Consider the following 23,625-nt stretch of genomic DNA (forward strand, 5'->3'; position numbering starts at 1 on the left):
AAAGCCGAGCATTATGCTCGGCTTTTTTGTGCCTGCTATTTTATTTTTCGCGCCTGTAGCACGTCCTAAGCCCAAGATTAGATAATGCCTTGTATCACAAGACAACCACAGTCAGATGCACTTAAAGCGTTGTTTAGGATGTTTCGTTTGGGGATATGGAAGCGGCACGCTGTCTAGCAAAAGAAATGAACAGCTATAATGAAAATGAAAACAGACTTTGAAGTAAGAACTGCTCAACCGTTCGATCCGAATAAGTGAGATCTTGAAATGCTGAGATGAAGTTAAACGCTTGAAAATCTATTAGCGGATATTGGCAACCAACAGATCTATATTTAAGTGTCGGGCTGAATTTTTTGAACTCGCAGCGTAGAGAGAGAGCCTGTTTTTTGGCTTTATAAGCTTAATCCATGAACTGAGTTCCTGGATAATCTTTCAATACCGGCTGACTTTGTTCTCAATGTGGTTTAGTTAAACCTATCAGCCTCATAAGTACATTTGCTTCATCTAATTCAACTATTTTTTAATTTTCGTTCTCGAAAGAAATGAATTGATGACTAAGATCAACTTAATTGTGTTCATTTGGTGGTTTTTGCAAAACAAAAGTTGAAAGATTAAAAAATTATTGAATAATAGACTTAACTAAAATTGAAGCGCAAACTTCACTAAATTCGTACTGAAACAGGATCCATATCCAATGTCTAATTCGTTTGTTCTGGTTATTAACTCGGGTAGTTCTTCCCTTAAATTTGCTGTCATTGATTCTGTTTCTGGTGACGCAGTATTAAGTGGCTTAGGGGAGTGTTTTGGTCTTGAAGATGCTCGTATGAGCTGGAAGCATCAAGGTCAGAAAACAGAAATTGCTATTCAAGGTGAGGGTAACCACCACAAAATTGCCATTGGCAAATTGGTTGGCCTGATGGAAGACTTAGGCTTCACAGCTGATATCGTGGCTATCGGTCACCGTATCGTTCACGGTGGTGAGAAGTTCACTCAAACTGTTCGTATTACTGAAGAAGTAACAAGTGAGATTGAAAGCCTATCTGATTTAGCTCCACTTCATAACCCAGCAGGTGCTATCGGTATCCGTGCTGCAATTGAAGCTTTCCCTTCTCTACCTCAGTTCGCTGTGTTTGATACTGCTTTCCACCAAACAATGCCACAACGTGCATTTACAGGTGCAATCGCAAAAGAGCTATACACAGACTTCGGTGTTCGTCGCTACGGTTTCCACGGTACTAGCCACTACTTCGTTAGCCGTGAAGCAGCAAAAATGGTCAACAAGTCAGTTGAAGAATCTAGCTTCATCTCGGTTCACCTAGGCAACGGCGCTTCTGTATGTGCTATCAAAGACGGTAACAGTGTTGATACTTCAATGGGCTTCACACCGCTTTCTGGCCTAATGATGGGCACACGTTGTGGTGACTTAGACCCAGGTATCATCGAGTACCTACTTAAGAAAGGTTGGTCACAAGAGCAAGTCTTCAACTCTCTTAACAAGGAGTCTGGCTTCCTAGGTGTGTCTGGTCTTACGAGCGATGCTCGTGGCATTTTAGAAGCAATGGAAGAGGGCCATGAAGGCGCTAAGCTTGCATTTGAAGTGTTTACTTACCGCGTAGCGAAATACGTTGCTTCTTACCTTGCAACGCTAGATTCTTTAGACGGCATCATCTTCACAGGCGGTATTGGTGAGAACTCTCTACCAATTCGTCGCGAGATCCTAAACAACCTTAAGATTCTTGGTTTTGTTGAAGATGTAGCAGGCAATGAAGCAGCTCGTTTTGGCGCTGAAGGCATCATCGCTAAATCAGAAATGTTAGACGCTGTAGCAATGGTTATTCCAACCAACGAAGAATTCGTTATCGCTCAACAGTCGGTAGAACTTCTATAATCGAAGCTAAAGTCTAAGCAAGACAAATATTGAAAAGCGAGCCCAAGTGGCTCGCTTTTTTGTGTCCAATAAAGATGCGTCTTAACTCTTTAACAGAGGTCATAGCCCACATGACCATCATCGAACGCTTTTAGAACAGAGTTTCAATTACAACTCATTTGGTACTCTGGAAGAGTTAAGGTTATTTAACCTCTGAGCGGTAGTTGGGATCCGTCCAGCATCGAGGTAACTCTTCACCTGACATAAACACCAGTTCGGACTTTTTAAACATCTCAGGGTCTTGCTGTTCTTCACTTGCTTGAAACCGACCTTCGATACTGTCTTGAAATAAGTTGGTCAATTTGGTCATTTCAGTAACATCTACGAGGTCACCGCTCTTTTTCTCTTTTAGAAACATTTTATGTACCCTCAATCTAATCGATTACCCCTAATTATAATTGTTATTTAGAAAATGAGAGTCTTTTCAATTCCTGCGCTCCTTGACTAAGCAAACCTCAGAGCTACGCTTATGGTCATCGACAATCCAATCGATGAACAAACTCATCCTCAGCAAATAAATGGAGTCGCGATGTCATCTGTCCACGTTGCAAATAATCTCAGTGAACTCATTGGCGATACCGATCTTGTTAGAATCAACAGTCTTTCAGAGGTTTCAGGTTGTGAGATTCTTATTAAGTGCGAACACCAGAACCCGGGTGGTTCGATTAAAGATAGAGCGGCTCTTCAGCTTGTTAAGGATGCAGTAGAAGCTGGCAAACTTAAGCCGGGAATGACAATCGTCGAAGGTACTGCGGGAAATACGGGGATTGGCCTTGCTCTAGTGGCTAAATCCCTCGGTTATAAAATGTTGGTGGTGATGCCAAAAGGACAAGCACAAGAGAAAGAGCGCATGATCTCGCTTTATAACGCTGAATTGTTATTGGTCGACCCTTGTCCTTTTGCACATCCTGAACACTTTTATCACACGGCCAAGCGGATTGGTGTCGAAAATGAGAATTATTGGTGGGCAGATCAGTTCGAAAATCTCAGTAATTATCGAGCGCACTATTTAAATACTGGACCGGAGATCTGGCAGCAAACACAAGGTAATATTGATGCTCTAGTTTCAGTGGTTGGGACTGGGGGAACCATTGCCGGAAACTCACATTACCTATCTGAGCAGCAACCCAATCTCGAAACTTGGTTAGTTGACCCAAATGGGTCTGGCATTTATTCGTTCCTACGTAATGGGCAGTATCAATCAACGGGAAGCTCGTTCACAGAAGGTATAGGGATCATGCGAACGGTTGAAAATTTCAGGCAGGCAAAAATCAATCGTGCAATCACGCTTCCCGATCAGGATTTGGTTACGATATCCCGCCTTGTTGCGGAACATGACGGTATTCTTCTAGGAAGCAGTTCATCATTGAACGTAGCAGGAGCGCTATACGCTGCGGCTAGAATGGGGAAAGGGAAAACCATCGTTACATTTAGCTGTGACCTTGCTGAGCGATCGTATTCGAAGCTGCACAACGAAGCGTTTCTGAAAGAAAAAGAGATACAGCTTAATAAAGAAAACCTTTCTCAACTATGGGCTCGTTATCAAGCGGAAGATGGCAGTATGGTCGTCAACGTATAGTGTCGCAATGAGATGATGTCCCTAGTGAGCTAAGCCTTAAATTTATCAGTAGTCATCATGGGGATCTGTACTTGGTACAAATATTCAGATCGAATCAGTCTCAGGTTGTGATTGAGATAGTATTTTGCTACAAAACGCGCATAATCTCGCTATACAACATTTAAAGAAGAAATTACCTATGACTAGCTTTCAATACTACTTTCACCAACTGCCTTGCTTCGACTGTAAAAAAACGACGGTAAGTACTGATCTTGGTTGGTTAACGCCTGCGATGAAAGAGGATGCTATCGCTCAGCTGACAGCGACTCTTGCGCAAGGTGAGGTTACGCCAGATCTTTCAACAAACGTGGTTTGTACTAAAGATGAAGCTCGCGAGTACTTATTGCTGAACTTCTTCGGCTATTCAGAAGAAGAGCTAGCAAGCGACATTGAAGCGGATGACGAAAAAGAAGTCGCGGATGAAATCGCAGAGCTACTGGAAGAAGGTAAAGACACAATCACCTTCGAACATGAAATTGCGCTTCAGTGCTGTGCTGACTGTGATGTTGAAGAAGAGTCAAACTAAGCATTTGTATTCGAGTGCACGTATTGATGTAGATATATCCATTAATACAGTGTGATGTTTCAGATGATTAAAGGCGTTAGCGAATTGAAGTTCGCTAACGCCTTTTTTATCTCTAGGTCGTTAAGACTTTTGAGTTTCTATAATGCCTTGCTCGCTCAATTGAGAAAGGATCTCTGCGGTTTTCTCGCGGAATAAATCTCTTAGCAAGCGAACAGTTGGTGTGATGGATTGACGACTTGGGCACACTAACCACAGCTCGGTTGGGGTTGGCTTAAATTCAGGCATGACTTTCACCACTTCGCCAGAGAGCAGATGGCTCGACATATCTAAACAAGACTTTATTGCCATGCCTTTCCCTGCCACACACCAACGTCTAACAAGGTCAGCATCGTTCGATGCGCGATTCCCTTTCAGCTTCACTTTATGATCTTGCTTGCCATCATTAAACACCCATTCATCTTGCAACATATCATGCAGCTGATACAGCAAACCGTTGTGCTCAGCTAAGTCGCTCGGTTGGCTTGGCGTTCCCATCTCAGTTAAATATTCAGGGGCTGCGCACAATATTCTCGGCACATCGCAGATCTTGAAACCATACATGTTTGCGTCGGTCGGAGAGCCGTAACGCAGCGCCATATCAACGGAATCACGATAAAAATCGATGTTGCTGTCACTGATGCTGGTGCGAAGTGTCGCTTTTGGGTATTCAAGCAGAAATTCATCAAGCCAAGGAGTAATGAGGTTACGTCCTAAATCCGAAGAAAGCGCGATGCGGATTTCTCCATCCAAAATACCTAGCTCTTCACGCATGTTGAGCTTGGCTTGCTCCAATATTTTCAAGGCTTGTTCGCACTCCGGTAAATAACGTTCGCCTGCTGAAGATAGCCTTAAATGACGAGTGGTTCTTACAAACAATTCAGCACCCAGTGCGGCTTCAACACGTTTGACGGCTGCGCTCGCGGTTGCGGTGCGCATGTCTAGGTTGGTGGCTGCTGCGGTGATACTACGAAACTCCGCCACCTTTAAGATGACCCGCAAGTCTTCAAGAAGCATTTTATCTACCTGTGTTTGATAATGTTCTAAACATTGTATTGAAATCTTTGCTAATCACAAAGCGGCTTAATCCTGACTTACCCCCTTTTAAGCTAACTTTATACGCTCAATTACCAAAATATATTTGAAAATCATTCAAATATTAGGCTGTTTTTCACTGTTTTTTAGCCATGTACTATCTCTATCAAGCCGAACAAAAGGGGATAACAACATGACTAATAAAATCACAATTGGCGTAACAGATTTGTCGTTTCACCGCACTACTGCATCATTAGTTTCCAATGTATTAACCACAATGGGCTTCGAGGTCGAGCGTGTCTTTTCTCCTCATCAAGAAAATTTCGAAAAGCTAAAAGCGGGTGAAGTAGACATGCTTTCTTCGGCTTGGTTGCCATCAAGCCACGGTATTTACAAAGCGGGTGTTGAGGAAGTTGAGCCACTTATCGAGCTTGGTCTTCACTATGAACCTTACGCGTTGTGGGGTGTGCCTGATTATGTTCCTGAAGAGGCTGTTTCTGAGGTTGCTGATCTATTAAAACCTGAAGTTGTCGAGAAAATGAATTCTACCATTCAGGGCATTAACCCCGGTGCCGGTATCACACGCTTCTCTATTCAGATGATGAAAGAGTACGGCCTGAGCGATGTGGGTTACGAGTTTTTCCCAGGTAGCGAAGACGATTGTTTTGCTGCCTTTGAAAGCGCTGTGGCGAACAAGGAGTGGGTTGTTGTGCCGCTGTGGAAGCCTCAATTTTTGCACTATCGCTATGATATTCGAGAGCTCAAAGAACCCAAAGGCTTGCTCGGTATTGTTGATAGAGCGGTGCTTCTTTTAAGAGATGACAAGAAGCATTTGTTTAGCGAACAACAGATCCAGACGTTAGATTCACTGCGATTCTCGAACGATATTATCGCAGAGCTAGATTATAAAGTTTGCCGTGAAGGTAAGCCGCAAGATGAAGTAACGCGTGATTGGTTGATTGAGCAAGGTCTTATTTAACCGCTATGCCTCTATGCAGCAGCTAACAGAGTTACGTGTTCCTGTTGCTCAATCAGTGACAACACGATTATCAAAAATTAATTGAATATGATTCAAACATTAGGCGGTTTATCTAAATTGAGAGTCAACTAAGATTAACTTGTCTAATTCAAGGAGAAAGCACAATGTCAGTACCATCAAAAATGAAAGCTATCGGATTTACTCAGTCACTTGCGATTACAGAGCAAGACAGTCTAGTTGAGTTTGAAACAAACCTTCCAGAACTAAAAGAACATGATCTGCTTGTGAAAGTGAGCGCGACGTCTATCAATCCAGCAGACGCAAAAATTCGAATTCGCAGTGCTCAAGACAAAACACTTGAGCAACCCAAAGTACTTGGTTATGACGCGGTTGGTGAAGTTGTCGGTAAAGGTACAGACGTTGATGGCTTTGAACTAGGCGACCGTGTTTACTATGCAGGTGACGTAACTCGCATGGGCGCTAATGCAGAATACCAAGCCGTTGACTACCGTATTACGGCAAAAGCACCAAAGAGCCTTTCTGATGAAGCGGCTGCTGTTATGCCGCTAGCAACGCTTACTGCGTGGGAAGCCTTGTTTGATCGCTTACGTGTTCGTCCAGAAGAGAAAAAATCCATTCTGATCATTGGTGGTGCTGGTGGTGTCGGTTCAATCACGATTCAATTGGCGAGCCAACTAACTAACCTGACGGTTATTGCGACGGCTTCAAGACCTGAAACTGAACAGTGGGTAAGAGATATGGGTGCAGACCATGTGGTGAATCACCGTAACTTGGTTGAGTCTGTACGAGAGCAAGGTATTCAGCATGTCGACTACATCTTCAATGTTGCCGATACCAAAGGGCACTGGGAATCGATGGTCGAGCTAATTGCACCACAAGGCATGATCAGCTCTATTGTTGAGTTCGATGGCGGGATTGATCTTTCTGCGCTGCAAGGTAAGTCTGCTGGATTTGTGTGGGAACTGATGTTTACACGTTCACTGTTCAACACAGACGATATTCAGAAACAACAAGATATCCTGTTCCAAGCAGCGAACCTGATTGATTCTGGCCGTATTAAGTCTACGCTTACTACCACATTGAATGGCTTTAGTGTTGAGACACTGAAAGATGCGCACCAACGTATTGAAAGCAGCGCGTCGATTGGTAAAACAGCCGTCAAATATTAATCGTTAATGATTTAGATCTTTGACGGTTTGAATCGTTGCTTATTTGAACGCTTGAACAGAAAGCCACTGATGTCTATCGCGAATCGATAAGGTATCAGTGGCTTTTTTTGTGTTTATTCCAACAAGGCTTTACTCCGTTTCTTGCGAGGTTTTGAATTGAACCTGAATGAGGTTTAGCTCGAAGGGCAAAGGTTGTTTATCTGCAATCAAAAAGCCGATCTGTTTGATGTCTTGGGCTTCAAGCCTTTGCGCACCACTAAGTAATAGACCTCTGAACACGGCTTGAAAGTCGTTTAGTTGGAAGACATTCTTAAGTTGCTCGCCTTCGATTGTCTCAAAGCTGTGCTTGTAGTTGGTTCGATAACCGTCTTTCCATGTGGTGAACCTTAATTGGTAAGTACGACCATCACCAACAAACGTCAGCTCTACGCTGTCCACTTCAGATCTTAGTGATTCGACAGAGCGGTTGATTGAGCTAAAGCCACCATTGTTCTCTAACGATAAATCACCGCTAAACTGGCTCATCCCATCACCGTAAATAAGCCCACCAGTTGAGATACCGCCCATCACATTGTCGTTGATCGCTGTCCAATTTTTATGTTCGTTCGCTTGTGTGAAATCAATCATCTCTGTTCCTGCTGTTGACCCTTTAGACCATAAAAAAGAGAGGCTGAGTACTAGCCACAAAAGGTGTCTGTGCTTAAGCAATGAATGCGTTTTCAAAGCCGTTCCGTTCATGATTTCCTCCGTTAGCCGTTAGCCGTTAGCCGTTAGTCTGTTCGCGTTTTATGGAGAAGGTTCAGTGGCGAGCATACCCAGACAGTGTTCGATGAATTCAGAGTAATTTGAAGCATTGTCGTACTCGATTTTCAATGAACCATGAAACATCAGAGTGACGGTGACGCCTTTATAGCTTAGCCAACAGGTGTAACCATCGTAATCATGCCAAGCCGTCATTTCGCCCACTTGATATTTATTGTCCAGTTGCTCGCCAGAGGTGCGAATGCACTCAAACACTCTGAGAAACTCAATAATGGTGATTCTGTTGTCCATGTGTTGCTCCCGCTGCGTCATCTTTGAGAATGGGCTGAATTTTGGTATCTAAACTTGTTACGGCTTGCTTTTCTGTCCTTACGGTTTGCCTCTGTGCCCCGATCACTGAAAGGATCTTATCTTCTCGATAAACCGCTGTTTTCTAATATTTTCATCGTCATTCCATACATCCGATTAATCCTGAACATAGCGGGCGTAACAAACTTGAATAACGACGTTAACTCTCATGATAAAGACGAGCTTAATTTGCGTTTATGGTAGTTAATTAAAACCATAGTCGATAGGATAAATAACATCGGAGCCATCTAGTTGGCTGAAATGGAATCTACAGAAAGTGCGTGTAAACATGATAGAAAAACTGAAAAAGGAATGGTTTCTGGTAGGGATGGTGGTGGCCATGGTCGTTGCTGTTTTTACGCCAGATTGGGGGAAGTCGGGTGGGGTACTTCATCTTGATACGGTTACCGTTCTCGGCATCGCCTTGGTGTTTTTCTTACATGGTTTGGGTTTGTCACCAAAAGCTATTCTTGAAGGGCTTTCGAATTGGAAGCTGCACGTTTTTGTACAAAGTGCGACCTTCTTAGTTTACCCACTGCTTTGGGTGATATTCGGGCAAGGCTTTGTCGCTTATATGCCAGCAGCTCTGGCTTTTGGCTTCTGTTATCTTTTCGTTTTACCTAGTACGATTTCGTCTTCGGTTGCGATGACGGTGATTGGAAAAGGAAACCTACCGGGTGCGATATTCAATGCATCGCTCTCTAGTATTTTAGGCGTGTTCATTACGCCGCTTCTGATTCAGCTCTTTATGGGATTAGAAGGTGTAGAGCTAAACCTGATGGAGTCGGTGATCTCGATATCTAAAATGCTATTGCTGCCAATGATCGTCGGTCAGTTGATGCGTCCATTGCTTTTTGAGTGGACTCAGAAACAGAAGTCAGTGGTCAATAAGTTAGACAAATACGTGATACTTCTGATTGTTTACAGTGCTTTCTGTGACTCCATAGAACACGGTATTTGGAGCGACTTCTCACCGATGTTGCTGTTGGTGTCTGCGGTGATTTGTTTAGTGATATTGATGGTGATGGTACACGGCATTCAGTGGAGCGCCCGTAAGGTTGGATTCAATCATCAAGATGAAGTTGCAGCTGTGTTTTGTGGTACTAAGAAGACCTTAGCGGCAGGTATTCCTATGGCTAAGGTGATCTTTGCTCACAACCCTAATCTAGGGATGATATTACTGCCTATTATGCTTTATCACCCGATTCAGATCTTTTACTGTGCGGTGCTAGCCAATCGCTATGCCAAGGTTGATACACAATCGAGTTAAACTTGTTTGTTGTTACAAGTACAACAGAAAAACGCCTTTCACTTCGTTGTGGAAGGCGTTTGTATTTGAACCTAATTCACTTTAATTAGCGTACTTGAATCGGTATGAGCAAAAGCGTTGTCGTAGATCTCTAAGCCTGTTGTTTGAGAGTAAGTCAATGTGTCGTCTGAAATACTAATGTTCATTGTGAAGCCCGTAGTGGTTGCGTTGTCTGTCATGTATTCAGACTCAGCGATACCGCGCTTAGACGCGACTAGCGTCATTGTATCGCCAGCAGGGCCTTCCGCGGTGACGCATGTGGTGCGTGGCACGCAGTAAGAGTTGTATACGATCTGATTCTTTTGGTCGTAGATGAAGTAACCACGTTGATCGTGGAATTTAGAATCGTCGGCCTTTCTGAATACTTCCTGCTTGTAGTACAGAGCAACAAGGTATTGGTCGCTGGCATTGGTTGCGTCTGCGGCAACCTCAAACGTCATCACTTCATAAAACGGTGTGACTGCAGGGCCACCCGCACCCACATCAGTCCCTTCTTGACCCGGTGAAATGTCAACGCCACCAGTTTCGACCGATTTCCATGTGCCGACTAACTTTGCAAGTGGACCGAAATCCATTCCGTTGATTGTATTGTGGTCGGCTACTGCTGGAACCGAGATTGCTGCTGCAATACCAAGTGCTAATAATTTTTTCACTGTAACTTCCTTTTTTTGTAATTATCTGACCTCAGTAAAAGTAAGGTTATTGTGAAACAAGTTTATTAACTCAGATCAGTATTCTTGGTTACTATGAGAGCGATATGTAACTTGATGTATCAGTCAATAAGGGAATATTAATACTGGGGAGTGTAGGGCTGAGAGCGGTGATTTAGTCGTCGAATCTTCATCCAAAATTGCATTAATCCAATCTCAATAACTTTGTTCTTACTTATTTTAAATTCTCATGTATGATGTGCGCCCATAATTGTATGACAAATGTGTAATCATCCTTCTGTATGAATAAAGCTGTTAACCACGCCATTTTGCTTTTGGTGCTCGCAAACCTACTTGCGTCCTTTTCAGACGTATCGTTGAAGATACTGAATGGTGAAGTCCCTACGTTCCAGTATGTGTTTATCCGTCAGGTATTGAGCGTGATCTTGCTGCTTCCATTTTGGTTAAAGTTACCGAGAGAGACGCGTATGCAAGGTGGTTGTCGCATTAACTTCTTGCGAGCTCAATTTATCTTGGTCGGGAGCGGTTGCGCGATGATCGCCATTACACATCTTACTTTGGCGACAGCAAACGCGATGTTCTATGTTGGGCCAATACTCATGCTGCCTCTTTCGATTGTGTTGTTGAAAGAAAGGCCAACATCATCAAAAGTGGTCGCGACACTGATTGGCTTTGTTGGCGTATTGATCGTCTTGCGCCCAGAGCAATTTCATTGGGCGGCGATTGCAGGTTTAGGCAGTGCGCTTGCGATGGGAGTAGGTAACATCTTGATCAAGCGTCTGAACGCAGAGCAACACATTATCTCAACCTTGTTCTGGACTAGTGTGATGACGTTGCCACTCGCGCTGGTATTCGCACTGCCAACATGGTCTGCGATTGAATGGCGTCATGTCGGATGGATCATGGCAATCAACTTGTTCGTACTTGGGTATCATGCGCTTGTGGTAGTCGCTTATAAAAAAGCACCGGCAAACCAAATTGCACTCGCAGAGTATTCAGGACTGGTGTTTGTGACGCTATTTGGCGTGATGTGGTTTGACGAAATCCCAGACATTCTGACGTTGGTTGGCATTAGCCTCATCGTTATTCCTATGATGCCGCTTAAATGGAAGAAGTTTTTTAGCTTGAAGAGCAGAACGCCTCTCGATGTTGAGGTCAATCAGCCCAAGTCATAACAGCTTGTCTTTCAGTTACTCTGTATTCCAAAAACGTCACATCGGCAGGGGTCGTCTAAACTTAGATTTGTATGGCATCAAAATAAGATGATTTAGGCTCTAAGAACGTTCTCGAAATAAATGCAAATTAATGCTTTACCTCAACTTAACTTGAGCTATTAGTATGTGCAACGTTGCTTACGAGAATACTTTAAGGAGAGAAGAATGATCCAACTTGAACATGTGAATTTAGTCGTCAAAGACATCCCTGAAATGCTGACTTTCTATAAAGCGGCGTTCCCTCATTGGTATGTCCGTGATGAAGGAAAAGGCGAATGGTCAGGCAAGCCACGTAACTGGCTGCATTTTGGTGACGAATATCAATACATTGCATTGAGTGACCACGGTGAGGGTGAAAATCGAGATTTGGCTGGGCACTCTGTTGGCCTCGCGCACTTCGCTTATGTGACCAATAACATTGAGAGCGTCACTCAACGCCTTATTGATGCGGGTTTCCCGATTGCCAAGCCTGGTGCCGAAGAACCTTATCGAAAAAACGTCTACTTTGTGGATCCGGCAGGCTTTGAAATAGAATTCGTTGAATACCTGAGCGATGATCCCAAACAGCGCAATGCGACAAGCTAGTAGAGTCTTTGGGTAGACAGTACCAAAAAGGGCATTGTGGAATATTCCGCAATGCCCTTTTTAGATTGATTAGCTGATTAGCTAACTGATCTTTCGTTCGGTTGTCTACTTAGCCTTGAACGGCACTAATAGCTGTTTACCAAACACGTTAATGAGTGCGCCAGTAACAATCAAGCCACCACCTAGATAAGTCCATACCGATGGGATTTCATTAAAGACCCACACGCCTAATAGCGCCGAGAAGACAATCTGAACGTATGAGTAAGCCGAAGCTTTGCCCGCTGCTTGTGTCTGCATTGCTTTGGTTAAACCGTATTGGCCTATCTGTGTGAAAATACCGACTAATACCAGCATCACGGTAAGGAATAGACTTGGCCATACAAAGTCGTTCCAAATAAGGACTGTCGATATTGGCAGAGCAACCAGTGGGAAGTAGAAGATGATGACAGAGCTGTCTTCCGTCTGGCTCAGCTTTCTCACAATCACATAAGCGATTGAGCTACCAAATGCACCACATAACGCCACCATAATGCTGAATAGTGGTAATTCGCTGCTCGCACCGCTGTTCATGCCTGGCTGAACCATCACCAATAATCCCGCTAGACAGAATGCAATGCAGATCATAGTCGATTTCTGGACGCGTTCTTTCAGGAATAACACACCGAGTAACGCGGTAAAGACCGGATGAACGTATTGTAGAATGGTCGCTTCTGCTAATGGAAGAGTGGTTACAGCGTAGTAAACACACATCAGTGCTGCGGTACCGACTGCGCCACGAACGAACAACAAAGGTTTGTTATTACCCCAGATCGAAATGCCTTTTCGTTTTACGTCGATGTAGCTGATGATCAAAGACACCAAAGCCCTTGCTGCAACGATTTCGAATACAGGAATACCGTAATTGCTGATGTATTTCACACAAGCTGACATCAGTGCGAATCCAAAAGCGGAGAGGATCATGAATCGAACCCCAACAGGGATTTGTGAAAAAGAGAAAGAAGACATAAAAATATCAATAGGCTGAGGGAAAAGGAATCATAGCGTAGTTTAGGAGAGCCGACCAAAGTCTTTGTCTTGTTCTGGTCAACTTGATTCAATTAATTCTCATTTCTCTTTGGCGCACAATAGATTAAAGTTTAATGTTGCACTCTGTTGTGAGCGTGTGACATCTTGTTGGAGCATTTCATTCGTTGAAAATACTCTTAAACGTGCATCCTATTTTCCTCACATAAGATCGGCTATCGCTCAAATTTATAAAATCAATATCAACAGAAGGTGACGCTAATTCAACTCTGATTTATCCGCCGTTTTAATTGTCTTCATCACTCATATCATTCTTATGAATTTATAATGAGAGATATGTTCTATGAAACCAATAAATACCCTACTCATATCCACGCTCGCGCTTTGCTCTTTTAGTTCAGCTACTTATGCCGACACCATTCTGCATGCTTTCAACTGGAAGTATTCAGATGTGACGACCAACGCCAATCAAATTGCTCAAGCCGGTTATAAGAAAGTGCTGGTTGCTCCGGCAATGAAATCCAGTGGCAGCCAATGGTGGGCACGTTACCAGCCTCAAGATCTGCGTACCATTGATTCTCCTTTGGGCAATAAACAAGATTTGGCCGCAATGATCACCGCACTCAAAGCTGTGGGCGTCGATGTTTACGCCGATGTGGTGCTGAACCATATGGCGAATGAAAGCTGGAAGCGAAGTGACTTGGATTACCCTGGCACTGAAGTGCTAAACGATTATGCCAGCCGTTCAAGCTACTATGCTGACCAGACTCTGTTTGGCAACCTAGCACAAGGTTTTGTCTCGGCTAACGATTTCCATGCCGCAGGCTGTATCTCAGATTGGAACGATCCTGGCCATGTTCAATACTGGCGCTTGTGTGGCGCCGATGGTGATGTGGGTCTTCCAGATCTGGACCCAAACAACTGGGTAGTGTCACAACAGCGTTTATACCTGAAATCGTTGAAGGACATGGGCATCAAAGGTTTCCGAATTGATGCGGTGAAGCACATGAGTCAGTACCAAATCGACCAAGTGTTTACGTCTGAAATTACAGCGAACATGCACGTGTTTGGTGAGGTGATTACCAGTGGTGGAGCAGGGAACGGCGGCTATGAGTCATTCTTAGCGCCATACTTAAACAACACCAATCACTCTGCGTATGACTTCCCATTGTTTGCTTCGATCCGATCTGCCTTCTCTATGAGCGGCGGTATGAACCAACTGCATGATCCAAAAGCGTACGGCCAAGCTTTGGATGATAACCGCTCGATCACCTTTGCGATCACGCATGATATTCCAACTAATGACGGCTTCCGTTATCAGATCATGGATCCACAAGATGAGCAGCTCGCTTACGCTTATATCCTTGGTAAAGACGGTGGCACGCCGTTGATCTACAGCGATGATCTTCCTGATTCTGAAGATAAGGATAACGGTCGTTGGGGTAATGTTTGGAATAGTTCGACAATGAAGAACATGTTGAACTTCCACAACGCGATGCAAGGCAAATCAATGACCATGATTTCGAGCGACCAATGTACTTTGCTGTTCAAGCGTGGCAAAGAAGGGGTTGTTGGTATTAACAAGTGTGGCGAAACGCGTGGCGTGACAGTCGATACTTACCAGCATGAGTTCAATTGGAATGTTCAATACAAAGACGTATTAAGCAGCGCGACAGAAACCGTGACTTCTCGTTATCACACCTTCAACTTACCACCACGCAGTGCGCGTATGTTTAAGCGTTAGTGCCTGTTTAAGCGGCAGCATCTATTGTAGCTGCAGTATCTGGTGTAGCTAGAGAGCAGACCCAATAACCTAAAAAGCCACAGCTAATACTGTGGCTTTTCTAGTAGAGAACGCATTACTAGCGCATTAAGCCGTTAAAAAGGCGAGCGGCTATTGGCGATGGCGAATTGTTGGTAAAGCTCTGTCACTTCAACTGGGTTGAACTCATCTTTATAAGTCAGTTCACTGAGTCGGTGCGTGATATTTTGCAGCTCGTGAGATCGTTGCTGAGCACGCTGTTGGTAGCGATTAAACGCTTGCTCTGTGCCTTCAAAGTTCGAGGCAATACTCTGTGCTAGCACATAACCGTTCTCGATGCCCAAGCTGAAACCGATTCCCATGGTTGGCAACACAGCGCAACATGAATCACCGAGTAACACCGCATTATCACGATACCAAGTATCGAATGGCGCTACATCAGTAAGCGGAGAAGGCAAGATCTTCGATTCTGGTGTATCTCGAATCATATCTAACAAATAACTCGGATAGTGAGAGAACTGCTCTAACACGGTTTGCTTTGAAAGTGTTTCACCTTCTTTAACGGCACACGCAGCAAACCAATATTTACCTTGGGTTTCTCGGTCATAAGTGTAAGTGACGATACGAGACTTATCGCCTGCAAAAACATAACACTCATCATCACTGATTTCAGGTGCTTTGAAATCAATCTCACCGCGGCAGCAGTAGACGTTCGGCTGTCTAAGAGACACATCAGGCGCGACAAACTTTCTTACTTGAGAGAACACACCGTCGGCACCGACAATGATGTCTGCATCAAGAGGTTCGCCATTGATGAGTATCTGCGGCTGTTCGATGTCTTGATCTACCGTGCAGTGTTGATTCGTTGCAATGCAGTCATCGCCTAATTCATTCAACAGCAGTTGGTATAAACGGCTGCGGTGAAACAAACCAATAGGTGCGTTGGCTTTACTTGGAGAGTCACTCATATTGAGCGTGTTGATGGGTAATCCTGTCGCCGTTAAGGTCGAGATGGTATCGACTTGGTTACACGCGGCTTTTACTTTATCGACACCCACTAATGCCGCAAGCACCTGCATGCCTTCTGGCCACATGATGATGCCCGTACCGTCGGCACGCGGCTGTTCTGCTTTCTCGTATATTCGAGCTTTAATGCCAAATTTACGCAGTGACAATGCAAGTGCTAAACCATTCAGTCCCGCACCGATAATCGCGACTTTTAGACGCTGTTGTTCCATGACTTTCTCCTAAGAATAAGATGCCAATATCTGTGTACTGGTTCATAGGGCGTAAGATAGGTCATTCGAATCAATAAATAAACGTTATGGATTATAAGGTTAATGCGATTTTGAAATCTTAGGCACAGATCCCTTAATGATCTTGGATGACACCAGACCAATGATTTTGATGGGATAGGGCTTTCAGCAATTCGATCTCTTTTGCAGTCTCTCCTTTAAGCCAATCAATGAGATCATTGATCACAGGCGAGTGAGTACGCTGGTGGATGAAGTAAGTCCACGCACTGTTCTGGATCTTTGCGTTTTTAGGGCAATACAAGAAGCCACGCTGTAGATCCTGTAAAACCAACAGCAAATCCGTCACCGTGACGCCTTCACCTGACAAACAAGCACTGAGCGCCATATCCAAAGACAAGAAACTGGTATTTCTGACGGGCTTTTTCGGTGGGAACTCGACATCGGCTAACCATACTTTCCAGTCATGATGATCTAAGGTCGGGTGCAACCGTGGCATGGTTAAGATCGAATCGAGGTCGGTGTCTTGAGTGGTTAAGCTTGTGGAGCAGACTGGCGCCATAAACTCTTCACGCAAGAAAGTGATGTCAGGCGCGTTGTCATAGCGTTTTTTGAATCGAGTATGGAAGATCAACAAGTCGTACTCGCTGCTGTTGATCGCTTCATCCTCTTCAATCACAGGAACGATAACGATCTCGTAATCAGAGTAACGCTCGTTTAATTCACGAACTTTAGAGATCAACACGCGCGTAGCGAAACTCAAGGTCGCTTTAATCACAATACGCTTCTGTTTCGGCTCACTCCAAGAGGCGATAACCGATTCGATATTGCCGTAGCTTTCACGCAAAGCCACATACAAATCATGACCTTGTACCGTTAATTCGATGGCTCGATGCTTACGAATGATCAGCGATGCGTTTAGATCATCTTCAAGCTGTTTGATCTGACGGCTGATTGCACTCTGTGTCACGTTGAGCTCATCGGCAGCCAACGTAAAGCTCATCAGCCTTGCAGCCGCTTCGAAGGCTTTTAAGCCATTATGGGAGGATGGCAGGCTAGGATATGGGGTCATAATTCGTTCGCATGAGTTTATGGAATGTTAGAGTCGCAAATTTATCAATTGAACGCTAGCTTCATCGATCGTATTTTGGGCGAAATTAACTGAGGCGCTCATGAAAAAAATACTCACTCTTGCATTCCCTTTGATCATTTCACAGCTGATATCCATGGCTTTAGTCCTTACTGATGTTTGGATGATGTCGCGAATCAGCGTGTCAGCCCTTGCGGCTGGTGGCTTAGGTGCCTCTATTTACTTCTTCATCTTCATTATCGCGAGCAGTACTGTCGGGTGTGTAGCGAACTTGATTGCTATCGCTTATGGTCAACGAGTCGCTCGCCCAGAGTTTGGTAATACACAAATCCGATTAGCGGTGAAAGGCGCAACCATGTTGGCATTCGTGCTCAGCGTGACCTTAATGGCCAGCTTCTGGTTTGCTCCATTGGTATTGGAAGCAGCAAAACAGCCGCCAGAAGTGATCACCTTAGCGATGGAATATGTCCACGCCTTGAAATGGGTGATGCTACCTTCGCTTATCTTGTTGGTGCTTCGTGGCTTAACCAGTGCGTTTGGCAATGTGCGCTCAATTATGGTGATGTCTGTTATCACCGTAATTCTGAACGTGCCTGTGAGCTACTTCCTCACGTTCCAACTCGATATGGGTTTAACAGGCTTGGGCTTAGGTACGGCTATCGCGGCATTTATCGTGATGGTTGGATACACGGTTTGGGTATTCAAACGTGACGAGTTCAAGCAGTTCGCCCCTTGGTTAAATACTGAAGAGTATTCAATCAAGTTGATGAGCCCTTTGTTACTAATGGGTCTACCTATCGGCTTGGCGGCGTTACTTGAGCATGGCTTAATTTACGGCGGCACCTTAATGGCGGGTACGATCAGTATTGCTTCGTTAGCTCTGCACCAAATTCTGCTTCAATGTTTAAGCTTTACTTGGAACTTCAACTTTGGTTTCTCACAAGCTGCCGCAATTTTGGTTGGTCGTGATTTCGGCGCGGGTAACTATGAAGGAATCAAAAGAACATCAATTCTAAGCTTTATCTTGGTGTCAGTGTTGAGCGTCGCTTTGTCTGCCGTGTTCATCATATGGCCTGAAATGATCGCTTCTATCTTCAAGTTAGACGATGGCACTGGCGCAATGACGCCGCTACTGGCTTCTGTTATTTGGGTCGTTGCTCTGTGCTTTATTGTTGATGCTTGGCAACTACTGGCGATTAACCTGTTGAGAGGGATGAAAATTGTCTCAATGCCAACAGTGATGACAGCCATTGGTTACTGGGCGTTTGGCCTACCTGCCGCTTGGTATTTGATGCCAAAATTCGAATTAGCAGGTATTTGGGGCGGGATCGGTGTTGGTTTAGGTGTGACAGGTATTCTGCTGCTTATCCAATTGATGCGTGTCATTCAAAAGAACAACCAATCTCCGGATCTGTCTAATCATGCTTACACGTAAACAAGTTGAGAGGCTGATTTATTTCTAAGCAGGCGGAGCGATAAGGCACATAGATGAATGGATAAGGTGTCTCTGCTGTTGATGAAGAACCTTCTATAAAAAGCCGCAGTCATTAAGGTGACTGCGGCTTTTTGGTGTCTATTTCGATCCCTTTTATTAGTGGGGGAAAGGGAATCTATATCAGGGCAGGGCTGACTATTATTTTGCAACAGGCGGCTTTCCACCCGTCAGTGCTGATTTCATCATGGTTTTGAATTGCTCTTTTTGCTCTTCAGTCAACACGTTATAGATGTTGTTCTTAAGACGCATTTCCTGCATCACCATCGACTTCTCGGTTGCTTGAACCGTGTCGATAACCTTTTCCATCTCAGCTTCATCTAATTCTGGCTGAGTTACTAGGGAGATCTGTTTCTTCTTAAGCTCTATCGCTTTATCCATATCAATCTCTGTTCGATCGGATTGATAATCTTCAACAAGAGAGAACACTTCCGCTTGTTGCTCTTCGGTTAGATTCAAAGAAGCAATGACCATTTGCAGTGGGCTAAGCGCTGGCTGTGGCGGTTGTTGTGGTGTTGAAGCACTCACAAACGGAGCGGTAACGAGTAAAGCTGAAGCAGTTAATACACAAAGCGACTTTTTCAGTGATTTCATTGAGTTTCTCCTGTTAGTGGAAACAAGAGTATAGACGGCGGAGCTGAACTCGAAATGAACACGCTGTTCAGTTTAGTACGTCCAACTGGTTATGTTCAGAAAGCTATATTCATAAAGCTATATTAGAAAGTTAAGTTCATCGGGTTACGTCCTAGTTGCCACAGAACGAGTTAGACCTTGGTCTTACAGAAACCGAGCGCAAAGGTGACTAGAATGATTTGAGTTGCTCACCGTTTTATCAAGGAATACACAAATGGAAGTTGGATTGTTCTGGGCTGAAAAAGGAATGCTAGTGCTTGGCGCACTGTTTGTTTTGACGAGCATGATGCAGTACGGAAGACGCAGTAGTGATTGGAAGGGCGTGATTACTATGTTTTACAAGCGTATCCCAATGAATATTGCGGAATACAAATGGTATCGTTTAGGCATCGCTTTATTGGTCTTTGCCGTGGTGATACGTTTCGCATTACTGATCCTATGGCCGTCATACCAGTTCTAACTTGTTTGCATTTGCTCTGATGTATAAGACATCTTGAATTCGCTCTCTTATATTGGGTATATAGAAGCGATAAATGCATGAGTAAACCGAGCCTTAATAAACCGACTTATTAAGGCTTTGATTTAATAAAATAGTGTTAATACTCCACAATATCGAGTTGTTATTATCTTTGTAGCATATTGTTTTTCATAAAGAATAATGCGAGATAATAGCTTACCTGCTTGTTTCATCATTCTTACTAATAATCTACATATAAATCCATTCACCCCGTACCTGATACCATAATGTTCTGTTACACTCGTCCGAATTAGCTTTAATTTGTCGGTGGTGCATTTATGTCGTTCCCAGTTCTTATATGTGATGATTCTGCGTTAGCAAGGAAGCAGATGGCGCGCTCACTGCCTGCTTCTCTTAATGCGGATATAACCTTTGCTGTCCATGGGCTAGATGCGCTTGAAAAGCTAGCACAACAGAAATTCCAATTGATGTTCCTCGACCTCACCATGCCTGAGCTAGATGGTTATGGCACTTTGGAAGAGATGAAGCGACTGGGCGACCCAACGCCTGTGGTTGTCGTTTCTGGTGATATCCAGCCAAAAGCTCAACATAAAGTCATGGAGCTTGGGGCGAAAGCCTTTCTGCAAAAGCCGATTGATAAAGAAGCGCTAAAAACGATTTTACGTGAGCATGTTGAGCCACCAAAACAGCCGCAACTCGTAATTCCGAGTCCATTAGAGCTGCCGATTCTGCGCAGACGCGATATCTATATGGAAGTAGCGAACGTTGCGATAGGCCGTGCAGCTGATGCATTGGCGCGCCACTTTAATGTATTTGTCCATTTACCACTGCCGAACGTTAACATCTTCGAAGTGAGTGAATTGCACATGGCACTTCGTGACCTAGCAGACAACGACCAAGTGTCGGGTGTTTGCCAAGGCTTCAGCGGAGAAGGCATTGCGGGTGAAGCGTTGGTCTTGCTGAGTGATTCCAGCGTGAGCGATCTTAAAAAGCTCATGAAGGTACCAACCGAAAGCGAACAGCTTGAAGAATTAGAACTGCTGATGGATGTATCGAATATCCTTGTTGGTTCGTTCTTGAATGGGTTAGGGGAACAATCAGAAGTTCGTTTCTTCCAAAGCTCTCCGGTTTTGCTCGGGCAACACATCTCGATTGATTCTGTCATTGAAAATACCAGTGGCTCATTTAAGAAGACCATGACGTTCGAAGTCAGCTACAACATTGATGGCACTTCAATCCGTTGTGACCTTCTGTTTATGTTCGTTGATGAGTCTCTGCCTCTTCTTGATAACAAATTGGCCTACCTAATGGAGGAGTTTTAATATGCTGAATCTTCCTGCTGAATTTGAACAGTTCCACTGGATGGTGGATATGGTTCAAAACGTCGATATGGGGCTGGTGGTCATTAACCGTGACTTTCAGGTACAAGTTTGGAATGGCTTCATGACACACCATAGCGGTAAGCAATCGCATGATGCGATCGGTAAGTCTATCTTTGAACTGTTCCCTGAAATCCCTGAAGAGTGGTTTAGGCTCAAAACCAAGCCAGTTTACGATCTAGGCTGTCGCAGCTTCATTACATGGCAACAAAGGCCTTATCTGTTTAAGTGCCGCAATGTTCGCCCTGTAACTCAACAAGCTGATTTCATGTATCAGAACGTGACACTGAATCCGATGCGTTCGCCAACAGGCCAAGTGACTTCGCTGTTCTTGTCTATTCAAGATGCGACCGCAGAAGCGTTAATGTCTAATAAGCGCTAGAACCTGTCTTAGTTCGATGACTCAATAGCACTGGCACTAGCTTGGAAACAACAATCCAAACATCAAATAGAAATGGCTAAGGTGAATCACCTTAGCCATTTTTTTGTTTTCTATTCTTTAGGTTTTTAGTCTACTCACTTTTTACATCTCATATTTACGCCGTTTTTCATGTCAGCCAACTCGCTTTGTTCGAGCCTCTTTACTGAATAACCCCGATTGATTGAACAACACGGCCATAAAGCAGCGTGTTTTTGAATGCAGTTAGTTTATAAAGTCGAATCTTGAGTGGAGGATTTGATGGAGAGCGCACTTTGGATTATCGAAACTAAGTGAATCTCGACCTCTAGAACGACCCCATTGAACAGTACTTTTTCAAATTGAGGCGAACTGACAAGGTGGTGAGATTGCCGGATTTGGTCGAAAACAAAGAAAATTTGGGAAAAAATCGAATCTATTTAAGAAAAAAGACATTTTTTTGTTGGAGAAAAGTGTGATTTTTATGTGATTTAGAGGCACTTTCTTCACATTATTGCTTAATGAGGGTGATATTGAGCGAAATAGGGAGGAAAACGATTGCGCAATAAACTGACAGCGTTTGCCTGAATAGTTCGCTAAGTTATTAATTAGTAAGAATTTAGTGGGAAAGTAAAGCTGAGGGGTTTGTAGCAGATATGGAATCTTTGAGAGGATAGCATAAAAAAAAGTGAAATATCAGACTTGCTGTTAGTAAATCACAACCTATAATGCTGAAAACCGGAGCGTCTGCCAACGCTCCGGTTTTTTTGTGTCCGAAGAAAAGTAAACTCGTCTGCCAACGGTTTTACTACGCATTTCGCGAGAGACACATAATTTTATGAATCAAGGAAAACACCATGCGTATCGAACAAGAACTTAAGTTAGGTTTCAAAGATGTACTCTTCCGTCCGAAGCGTTCTACCCTTAAAAGCCGTTCTCAAGTTGAATTAACCCGCGATTTTACATTCAAGCATAGCGGTCGTCAATGGTCTGGTACTCCAGTAATTGCAGCTAACATGGATTCGGTAGCAAGCTTTGAAATGGCAGCTGCTCTAGCAGAGCACGGTGTTATGACTGCAGTACACAAGCACTACACAGTAGAGCAGTGGGCTGAGTTTGCTAAAACAGCAGACAAGAAAACACTGAACAACGTTTTTGTATCAACAGGTACGTCTGAAGCTGAGTTCGAGAAAGTTAAGAAGATCATGGCGCTTAGCGAAGAGTTCGTATTTATCTGTATCGATATCGCTAACGGCTACTCAGAGCACCTTGTTGAGTTCGTACAAAAAGTACGTGCTGAATTCCCAACTAAAGTTATCTCTGCAGGTAACGTTGTAACAGGTGACATGGTTGAAGAGCTAATCCTAGCCGGCGCAGACATCGTTAAGGTTGGTATCGGCCCTGGTTCGGTTTGTACTACACGTGTTAAAACAGGCGTAGGTTACCCTCAACTTTCTGCAATCATCGAGTGTGGCGACGCGGCACACGGCCTTGGCGGCATGATCATCGGTGACGGTGGTTGTTCATGTGCGGGTGACGTATCTAAAGCGTTCGGCGGCGGTGCTGACTTCGTAATGCTAGGCGGCATGCTAGCTGGTCACTCTGAGTCAGGCGGTGAAGTTGTAGAGCAAGACGGTAAGCAATACATGAAGTTCTACGGCATGTCTTCGCAGTCGGCTATGGACAAGCACTCAGGTGGTGTTGCTAAGTACCGTGCTGCGGAAGGTAAAACTGTTTTACTTCCATACCGTGGTTCAGTTCACAACACGATTTCTGACATCCTTGGTGGTGTACGTTCAACTTGTACATACGTAGGCGCAGCAAAGCTTAAAGAGCTAACTAAGCGTACGACTTTCATCCGTGTACAAGAGCAAGAGAACAACGTATTCGGTAAAGAGTAATCTGAACGAATTCGAAT

23 protein-coding genes are annotated in these 23,625 nt (G+C 44.1%); 14 read left to right on the forward strand and 9 right to left on the reverse strand.

What is annotated here, in order from left to right:
• Positions 1 to 694: 694 nt before the first annotated feature.
• A complete protein-coding gene (locus QUF19_RS22700; RefSeq protein WP_286299713.1) occupies positions 695 to 1,888 on the forward strand; it encodes an acetate/propionate family kinase in 1,194 nt (397 codons plus the stop codon).
• A 181-nt stretch (positions 1,889 to 2,069) separates the two neighbouring features.
• On the opposite strand, the gene QUF19_RS22705 is transcribed toward QUF19_RS22700, so the two are convergent.
• Positions 2,070 to 2,285, reverse strand: coding sequence for an acetyltransferase (locus QUF19_RS22705; protein ID WP_286299715.1), 216 nt, complete (start codon positions 2,283 to 2,285; stop codon positions 2,070 to 2,072).
• A gap of 171 nt (positions 2,286 to 2,456) precedes the next feature.
• Between QUF19_RS22705 and QUF19_RS22710 the strand changes: the two genes are divergently transcribed.
• Positions 2,457 to 3,506, forward strand: a complete 1,050-nt coding sequence (locus QUF19_RS22710; protein ID WP_286299717.1) for a cysteine synthase A — start codon at positions 2,457 to 2,459, stop codon at positions 3,504 to 3,506.
• Positions 3,507 to 3,684: 178 nt separating this feature from the next.
• The gene (locus tag QUF19_RS22715) at positions 3,685 to 4,071 is read left to right on the forward strand and encodes a hypothetical protein (protein WP_286299719.1); all 387 of its coding nucleotides are present in this window, start codon (positions 3,685 to 3,687) and stop codon (positions 4,069 to 4,071) included.
• A 120-nt stretch (positions 4,072 to 4,191) separates the two neighbouring features.
• On the opposite strand, the gene QUF19_RS22720 is transcribed toward QUF19_RS22715, so the two are convergent.
• Complete coding sequence (locus tag QUF19_RS22720; RefSeq protein WP_286299721.1) at positions 4,192 to 5,124, reverse strand: LysR family transcriptional regulator; 933 nt, start codon at positions 5,122 to 5,124, stop codon at positions 4,192 to 4,194.
• A gap of 211 nt (positions 5,125 to 5,335) precedes the next feature.
• On the opposite strand from QUF19_RS22720, the gene QUF19_RS22725 reads away from it, so the two are divergent.
• Together QUF19_RS22725 and QUF19_RS22730 are read left to right on the forward strand one after the other, a co-directional pair.
• Positions 5,336 to 6,121 carry a glycine betaine ABC transporter substrate-binding protein gene (locus QUF19_RS22725; RefSeq protein WP_198595806.1) on the forward strand — a complete coding sequence of 262 codons (786 nt, stop codon included), beginning with the start codon at positions 5,336 to 5,338 and terminating at the stop codon, positions 6,119 to 6,121.
• A gap of 164 nt (positions 6,122 to 6,285) precedes the next feature.
• The gene (locus tag QUF19_RS22730; protein WP_286299724.1) at positions 6,286 to 7,311 is read left to right on the forward strand and encodes a zinc-binding alcohol dehydrogenase family protein; all 1,026 of its coding nucleotides are present in this window, start codon (positions 6,286 to 6,288) and stop codon (positions 7,309 to 7,311) included.
• Between the two features lie 129 nt (positions 7,312 to 7,440).
• Here QUF19_RS22730 and QUF19_RS22735 read toward each other — a convergent pair whose 3' ends face one another.
• Both QUF19_RS22735 and QUF19_RS22740 read right to left on the reverse strand, forming a co-directional pair.
• Positions 7,441 to 8,049 (reverse strand): CIA30 family protein, encoded by a 609-nt coding sequence (locus QUF19_RS22735; RefSeq protein WP_286299727.1) that lies wholly within the window; start codon positions 8,047 to 8,049, stop codon positions 7,441 to 7,443.
• Between the two features lie 48 nt (positions 8,050 to 8,097).
• Positions 8,098 to 8,364, reverse strand: a complete 267-nt coding sequence (locus QUF19_RS22740; protein WP_286299730.1) for a DUF3081 domain-containing protein — start codon at positions 8,362 to 8,364, stop codon at positions 8,098 to 8,100.
• Between the two features lie 346 nt (positions 8,365 to 8,710).
• On the opposite strand from QUF19_RS22740, the gene QUF19_RS22745 reads away from it, so the two are divergent.
• Entirely contained in the window at positions 8,711 to 9,691 is a 981-nt protein-coding gene (locus QUF19_RS22745; protein WP_286299735.1) for a bile acid:sodium symporter family protein, read from the forward strand.
• A 71-nt stretch (positions 9,692 to 9,762) separates the two neighbouring features.
• On the opposite strand, the gene QUF19_RS22750 is transcribed toward QUF19_RS22745, so the two are convergent.
• Positions 9,763 to 10,383, reverse strand: coding sequence for a heme-binding beta-barrel domain-containing protein (locus QUF19_RS22750; protein WP_286299737.1), 621 nt, complete (start codon positions 10,381 to 10,383; stop codon positions 9,763 to 9,765).
• A gap of 299 nt (positions 10,384 to 10,682) precedes the next feature.
• Between QUF19_RS22750 and QUF19_RS22755 the strand changes: the two genes are divergently transcribed.
• Positions 10,683 to 11,576 carry a DMT family transporter gene (locus QUF19_RS22755; RefSeq protein WP_286299740.1) on the forward strand — a complete coding sequence of 298 codons (894 nt, stop codon included), beginning with the start codon at positions 10,683 to 10,685 and terminating at the stop codon, positions 11,574 to 11,576.
• A 204-nt stretch (positions 11,577 to 11,780) separates the two neighbouring features.
• Positions 11,781 to 12,200: a VOC family protein gene (locus QUF19_RS22760; protein ID WP_286299743.1), complete on the forward strand. Its 420-nt coding sequence runs from the start codon at positions 11,781 to 11,783 to the stop codon at positions 12,198 to 12,200.
• A 105-nt stretch (positions 12,201 to 12,305) separates the two neighbouring features.
• Here the strand turns inward: QUF19_RS22760 and QUF19_RS22765 are convergent, their stop codons facing one another.
• On the reverse strand, positions 12,306 to 13,205 hold the full coding sequence (locus QUF19_RS22765) for a DMT family transporter (RefSeq protein WP_286299746.1): 900 nt from the start codon (positions 13,203 to 13,205) through the stop codon (positions 12,306 to 12,308).
• A 361-nt stretch (positions 13,206 to 13,566) separates the two neighbouring features.
• On the opposite strand from QUF19_RS22765, the gene QUF19_RS22770 reads away from it, so the two are divergent.
• Positions 13,567 to 14,967, forward strand: coding sequence for an alpha-amylase family protein (locus QUF19_RS22770; protein WP_286299749.1), 1,401 nt, complete (start codon positions 13,567 to 13,569; stop codon positions 14,965 to 14,967).
• A 134-nt stretch (positions 14,968 to 15,101) separates the two neighbouring features.
• Here QUF19_RS22770 and QUF19_RS22775 read toward each other — a convergent pair whose 3' ends face one another.
• Both QUF19_RS22775 and QUF19_RS22780 read right to left on the reverse strand, forming a co-directional pair.
• Positions 15,102 to 16,223, reverse strand: a complete 1,122-nt coding sequence (locus tag QUF19_RS22775) for an FAD-dependent monooxygenase (protein WP_286299752.1) — start codon at positions 16,221 to 16,223, stop codon at positions 15,102 to 15,104.
• 133 nt (positions 16,224 to 16,356) lie between these two features.
• Positions 16,357 to 17,310, reverse strand: a complete 954-nt coding sequence (locus QUF19_RS22780; protein WP_286299755.1) for a LysR family transcriptional regulator — start codon at positions 17,308 to 17,310, stop codon at positions 16,357 to 16,359.
• 100 nt (positions 17,311 to 17,410) lie between these two features.
• On the opposite strand from QUF19_RS22780, the gene QUF19_RS22785 reads away from it, so the two are divergent.
• A complete protein-coding gene (locus QUF19_RS22785; protein WP_286299757.1) occupies positions 17,411 to 18,763 on the forward strand; it encodes an MATE family efflux transporter in 1,353 nt (450 codons plus the stop codon).
• 198 nt (positions 18,764 to 18,961) lie between these two features.
• Here QUF19_RS22785 and QUF19_RS22790 read toward each other — a convergent pair whose 3' ends face one another.
• On the reverse strand, positions 18,962 to 19,414 hold the full coding sequence (locus QUF19_RS22790) for a Spy/CpxP family protein refolding chaperone (RefSeq protein ID WP_286299759.1): 453 nt from the start codon (positions 19,412 to 19,414) through the stop codon (positions 18,962 to 18,964).
• Positions 19,415 to 19,667: 253 nt separating this feature from the next.
• On the opposite strand from QUF19_RS22790, the gene QUF19_RS22795 reads away from it, so the two are divergent.
• The 4 genes from QUF19_RS22795 (at position 19,668) to QUF19_RS22810 (ending at position 23,608) form a co-directional block, all read left to right on the forward strand.
• The gene (locus tag QUF19_RS22795; protein WP_029223306.1) at positions 19,668 to 19,913 is read left to right on the forward strand and encodes a hypothetical protein; all 246 of its coding nucleotides are present in this window, start codon (positions 19,668 to 19,670) and stop codon (positions 19,911 to 19,913) included.
• A gap of 335 nt (positions 19,914 to 20,248) precedes the next feature.
• Entirely contained in the window at positions 20,249 to 21,253 is a 1,005-nt protein-coding gene (locus QUF19_RS22800) for a response regulator (protein ID WP_286299768.1), read from the forward strand.
• A gap of 1 nt (position 21,254) precedes the next feature.
• The gene (locus QUF19_RS22805) at positions 21,255 to 21,692 is read left to right on the forward strand and encodes a PAS domain-containing protein (RefSeq protein ID WP_102553891.1); all 438 of its coding nucleotides are present in this window, start codon (positions 21,255 to 21,257) and stop codon (positions 21,690 to 21,692) included.
• Between the two features lie 872 nt (positions 21,693 to 22,564).
• Positions 22,565 to 23,608, forward strand: coding sequence for a GMP reductase (locus QUF19_RS22810; protein WP_009844818.1), 1,044 nt, complete (start codon positions 22,565 to 22,567; stop codon positions 23,606 to 23,608).
• Positions 23,609 to 23,625: the final 17 nt, after the last annotated feature.

The organism is Vibrio sp. FE10, from assembly GCF_030297155.1.
Taxonomy (GTDB): Bacteria; Pseudomonadota; Gammaproteobacteria; order Enterobacterales; family Vibrionaceae; genus Vibrio; species Vibrio apostichopi.

Bases quoted from the DNA above. Each gene is read 5' to 3' on its own strand.
- QUF19_RS22795 (WP_029223306.1), top strand. From the start codon at position 19,668: ATGGAAGTTGGATTGTTCTGGGCTGAAAAAGGAATGCTAGTGCTTGGC.
- QUF19_RS22720 (WP_286299721.1), bottom strand. From the start codon at position 5,124: ATGCTTCTTGAAGACTTGCGGGTCATCTTAAAGGTGGCGGAGTTTCGT.
- QUF19_RS22700 (WP_286299713.1), top strand. From the start codon at position 695: ATGTCTAATTCGTTTGTTCTGGTTATTAACTCGGGTAGTTCTTCCCTT.
- QUF19_RS22770 (WP_286299749.1), top strand. From the start codon at position 13,567: ATGAAACCAATAAATACCCTACTCATATCCACGCTCGCGCTTTGCTCT.
- QUF19_RS22715 (WP_286299719.1), top strand. From the start codon at position 3,685: ATGACTAGCTTTCAATACTACTTTCACCAACTGCCTTGCTTCGACTGT.
- QUF19_RS22710 (WP_286299717.1), top strand. From the start codon at position 2,457: ATGTCATCTGTCCACGTTGCAAATAATCTCAGTGAACTCATTGGCGAT.
- QUF19_RS22735 (WP_286299727.1), bottom strand. From the start codon at position 8,049: ATGAACGGAACGGCTTTGAAAACGCATTCATTGCTTAAGCACAGACAC.
- QUF19_RS22785 (WP_286299757.1), top strand. From the start codon at position 17,411: ATGAAAAAAATACTCACTCTTGCATTCCCTTTGATCATTTCACAGCTG.
- QUF19_RS22705 (WP_286299715.1), bottom strand. From the start codon at position 2,285: ATGTTTCTAAAAGAGAAAAAGAGCGGTGACCTCGTAGATGTTACTGAA.
- QUF19_RS22775 (WP_286299752.1), bottom strand. From the start codon at position 16,223: ATGGAACAACAGCGTCTAAAAGTCGCGATTATCGGTGCGGGACTGAAT.
- QUF19_RS22780 (WP_286299755.1), bottom strand. From the start codon at position 17,310: ATGACCCCATATCCTAGCCTGCCATCCTCCCATAATGGCTTAAAAGCC.
- QUF19_RS22740 (WP_286299730.1), bottom strand. From the start codon at position 8,364: ATGGACAACAGAATCACCATTATTGAGTTTCTCAGAGTGTTTGAGTGC.
- QUF19_RS22800 (WP_286299768.1), top strand. From the start codon at position 20,249: ATGTCGTTCCCAGTTCTTATATGTGATGATTCTGCGTTAGCAAGGAAG.
- QUF19_RS22760 (WP_286299743.1), top strand. From the start codon at position 11,781: ATGATCCAACTTGAACATGTGAATTTAGTCGTCAAAGACATCCCTGAA.
- QUF19_RS22810 (WP_009844818.1), top strand. From the start codon at position 22,565: ATGCGTATCGAACAAGAACTTAAGTTAGGTTTCAAAGATGTACTCTTC.
- QUF19_RS22725 (WP_198595806.1), top strand. From the start codon at position 5,336: ATGACTAATAAAATCACAATTGGCGTAACAGATTTGTCGTTTCACCGC.
- QUF19_RS22805 (WP_102553891.1), top strand. From the start codon at position 21,255: ATGCTGAATCTTCCTGCTGAATTTGAACAGTTCCACTGGATGGTGGAT.
- QUF19_RS22765 (WP_286299746.1), bottom strand. From the start codon at position 13,205: ATGTCTTCTTTCTCTTTTTCACAAATCCCTGTTGGGGTTCGATTCATG.
- QUF19_RS22755 (WP_286299740.1), top strand. From the start codon at position 10,683: ATGAATAAAGCTGTTAACCACGCCATTTTGCTTTTGGTGCTCGCAAAC.
- QUF19_RS22790 (WP_286299759.1), bottom strand. From the start codon at position 19,414: ATGAAATCACTGAAAAAGTCGCTTTGTGTATTAACTGCTTCAGCTTTA.
- QUF19_RS22745 (WP_286299735.1), top strand. From the start codon at position 8,711: ATGATAGAAAAACTGAAAAAGGAATGGTTTCTGGTAGGGATGGTGGTG.
- QUF19_RS22730 (WP_286299724.1), top strand. From the start codon at position 6,286: ATGTCAGTACCATCAAAAATGAAAGCTATCGGATTTACTCAGTCACTT.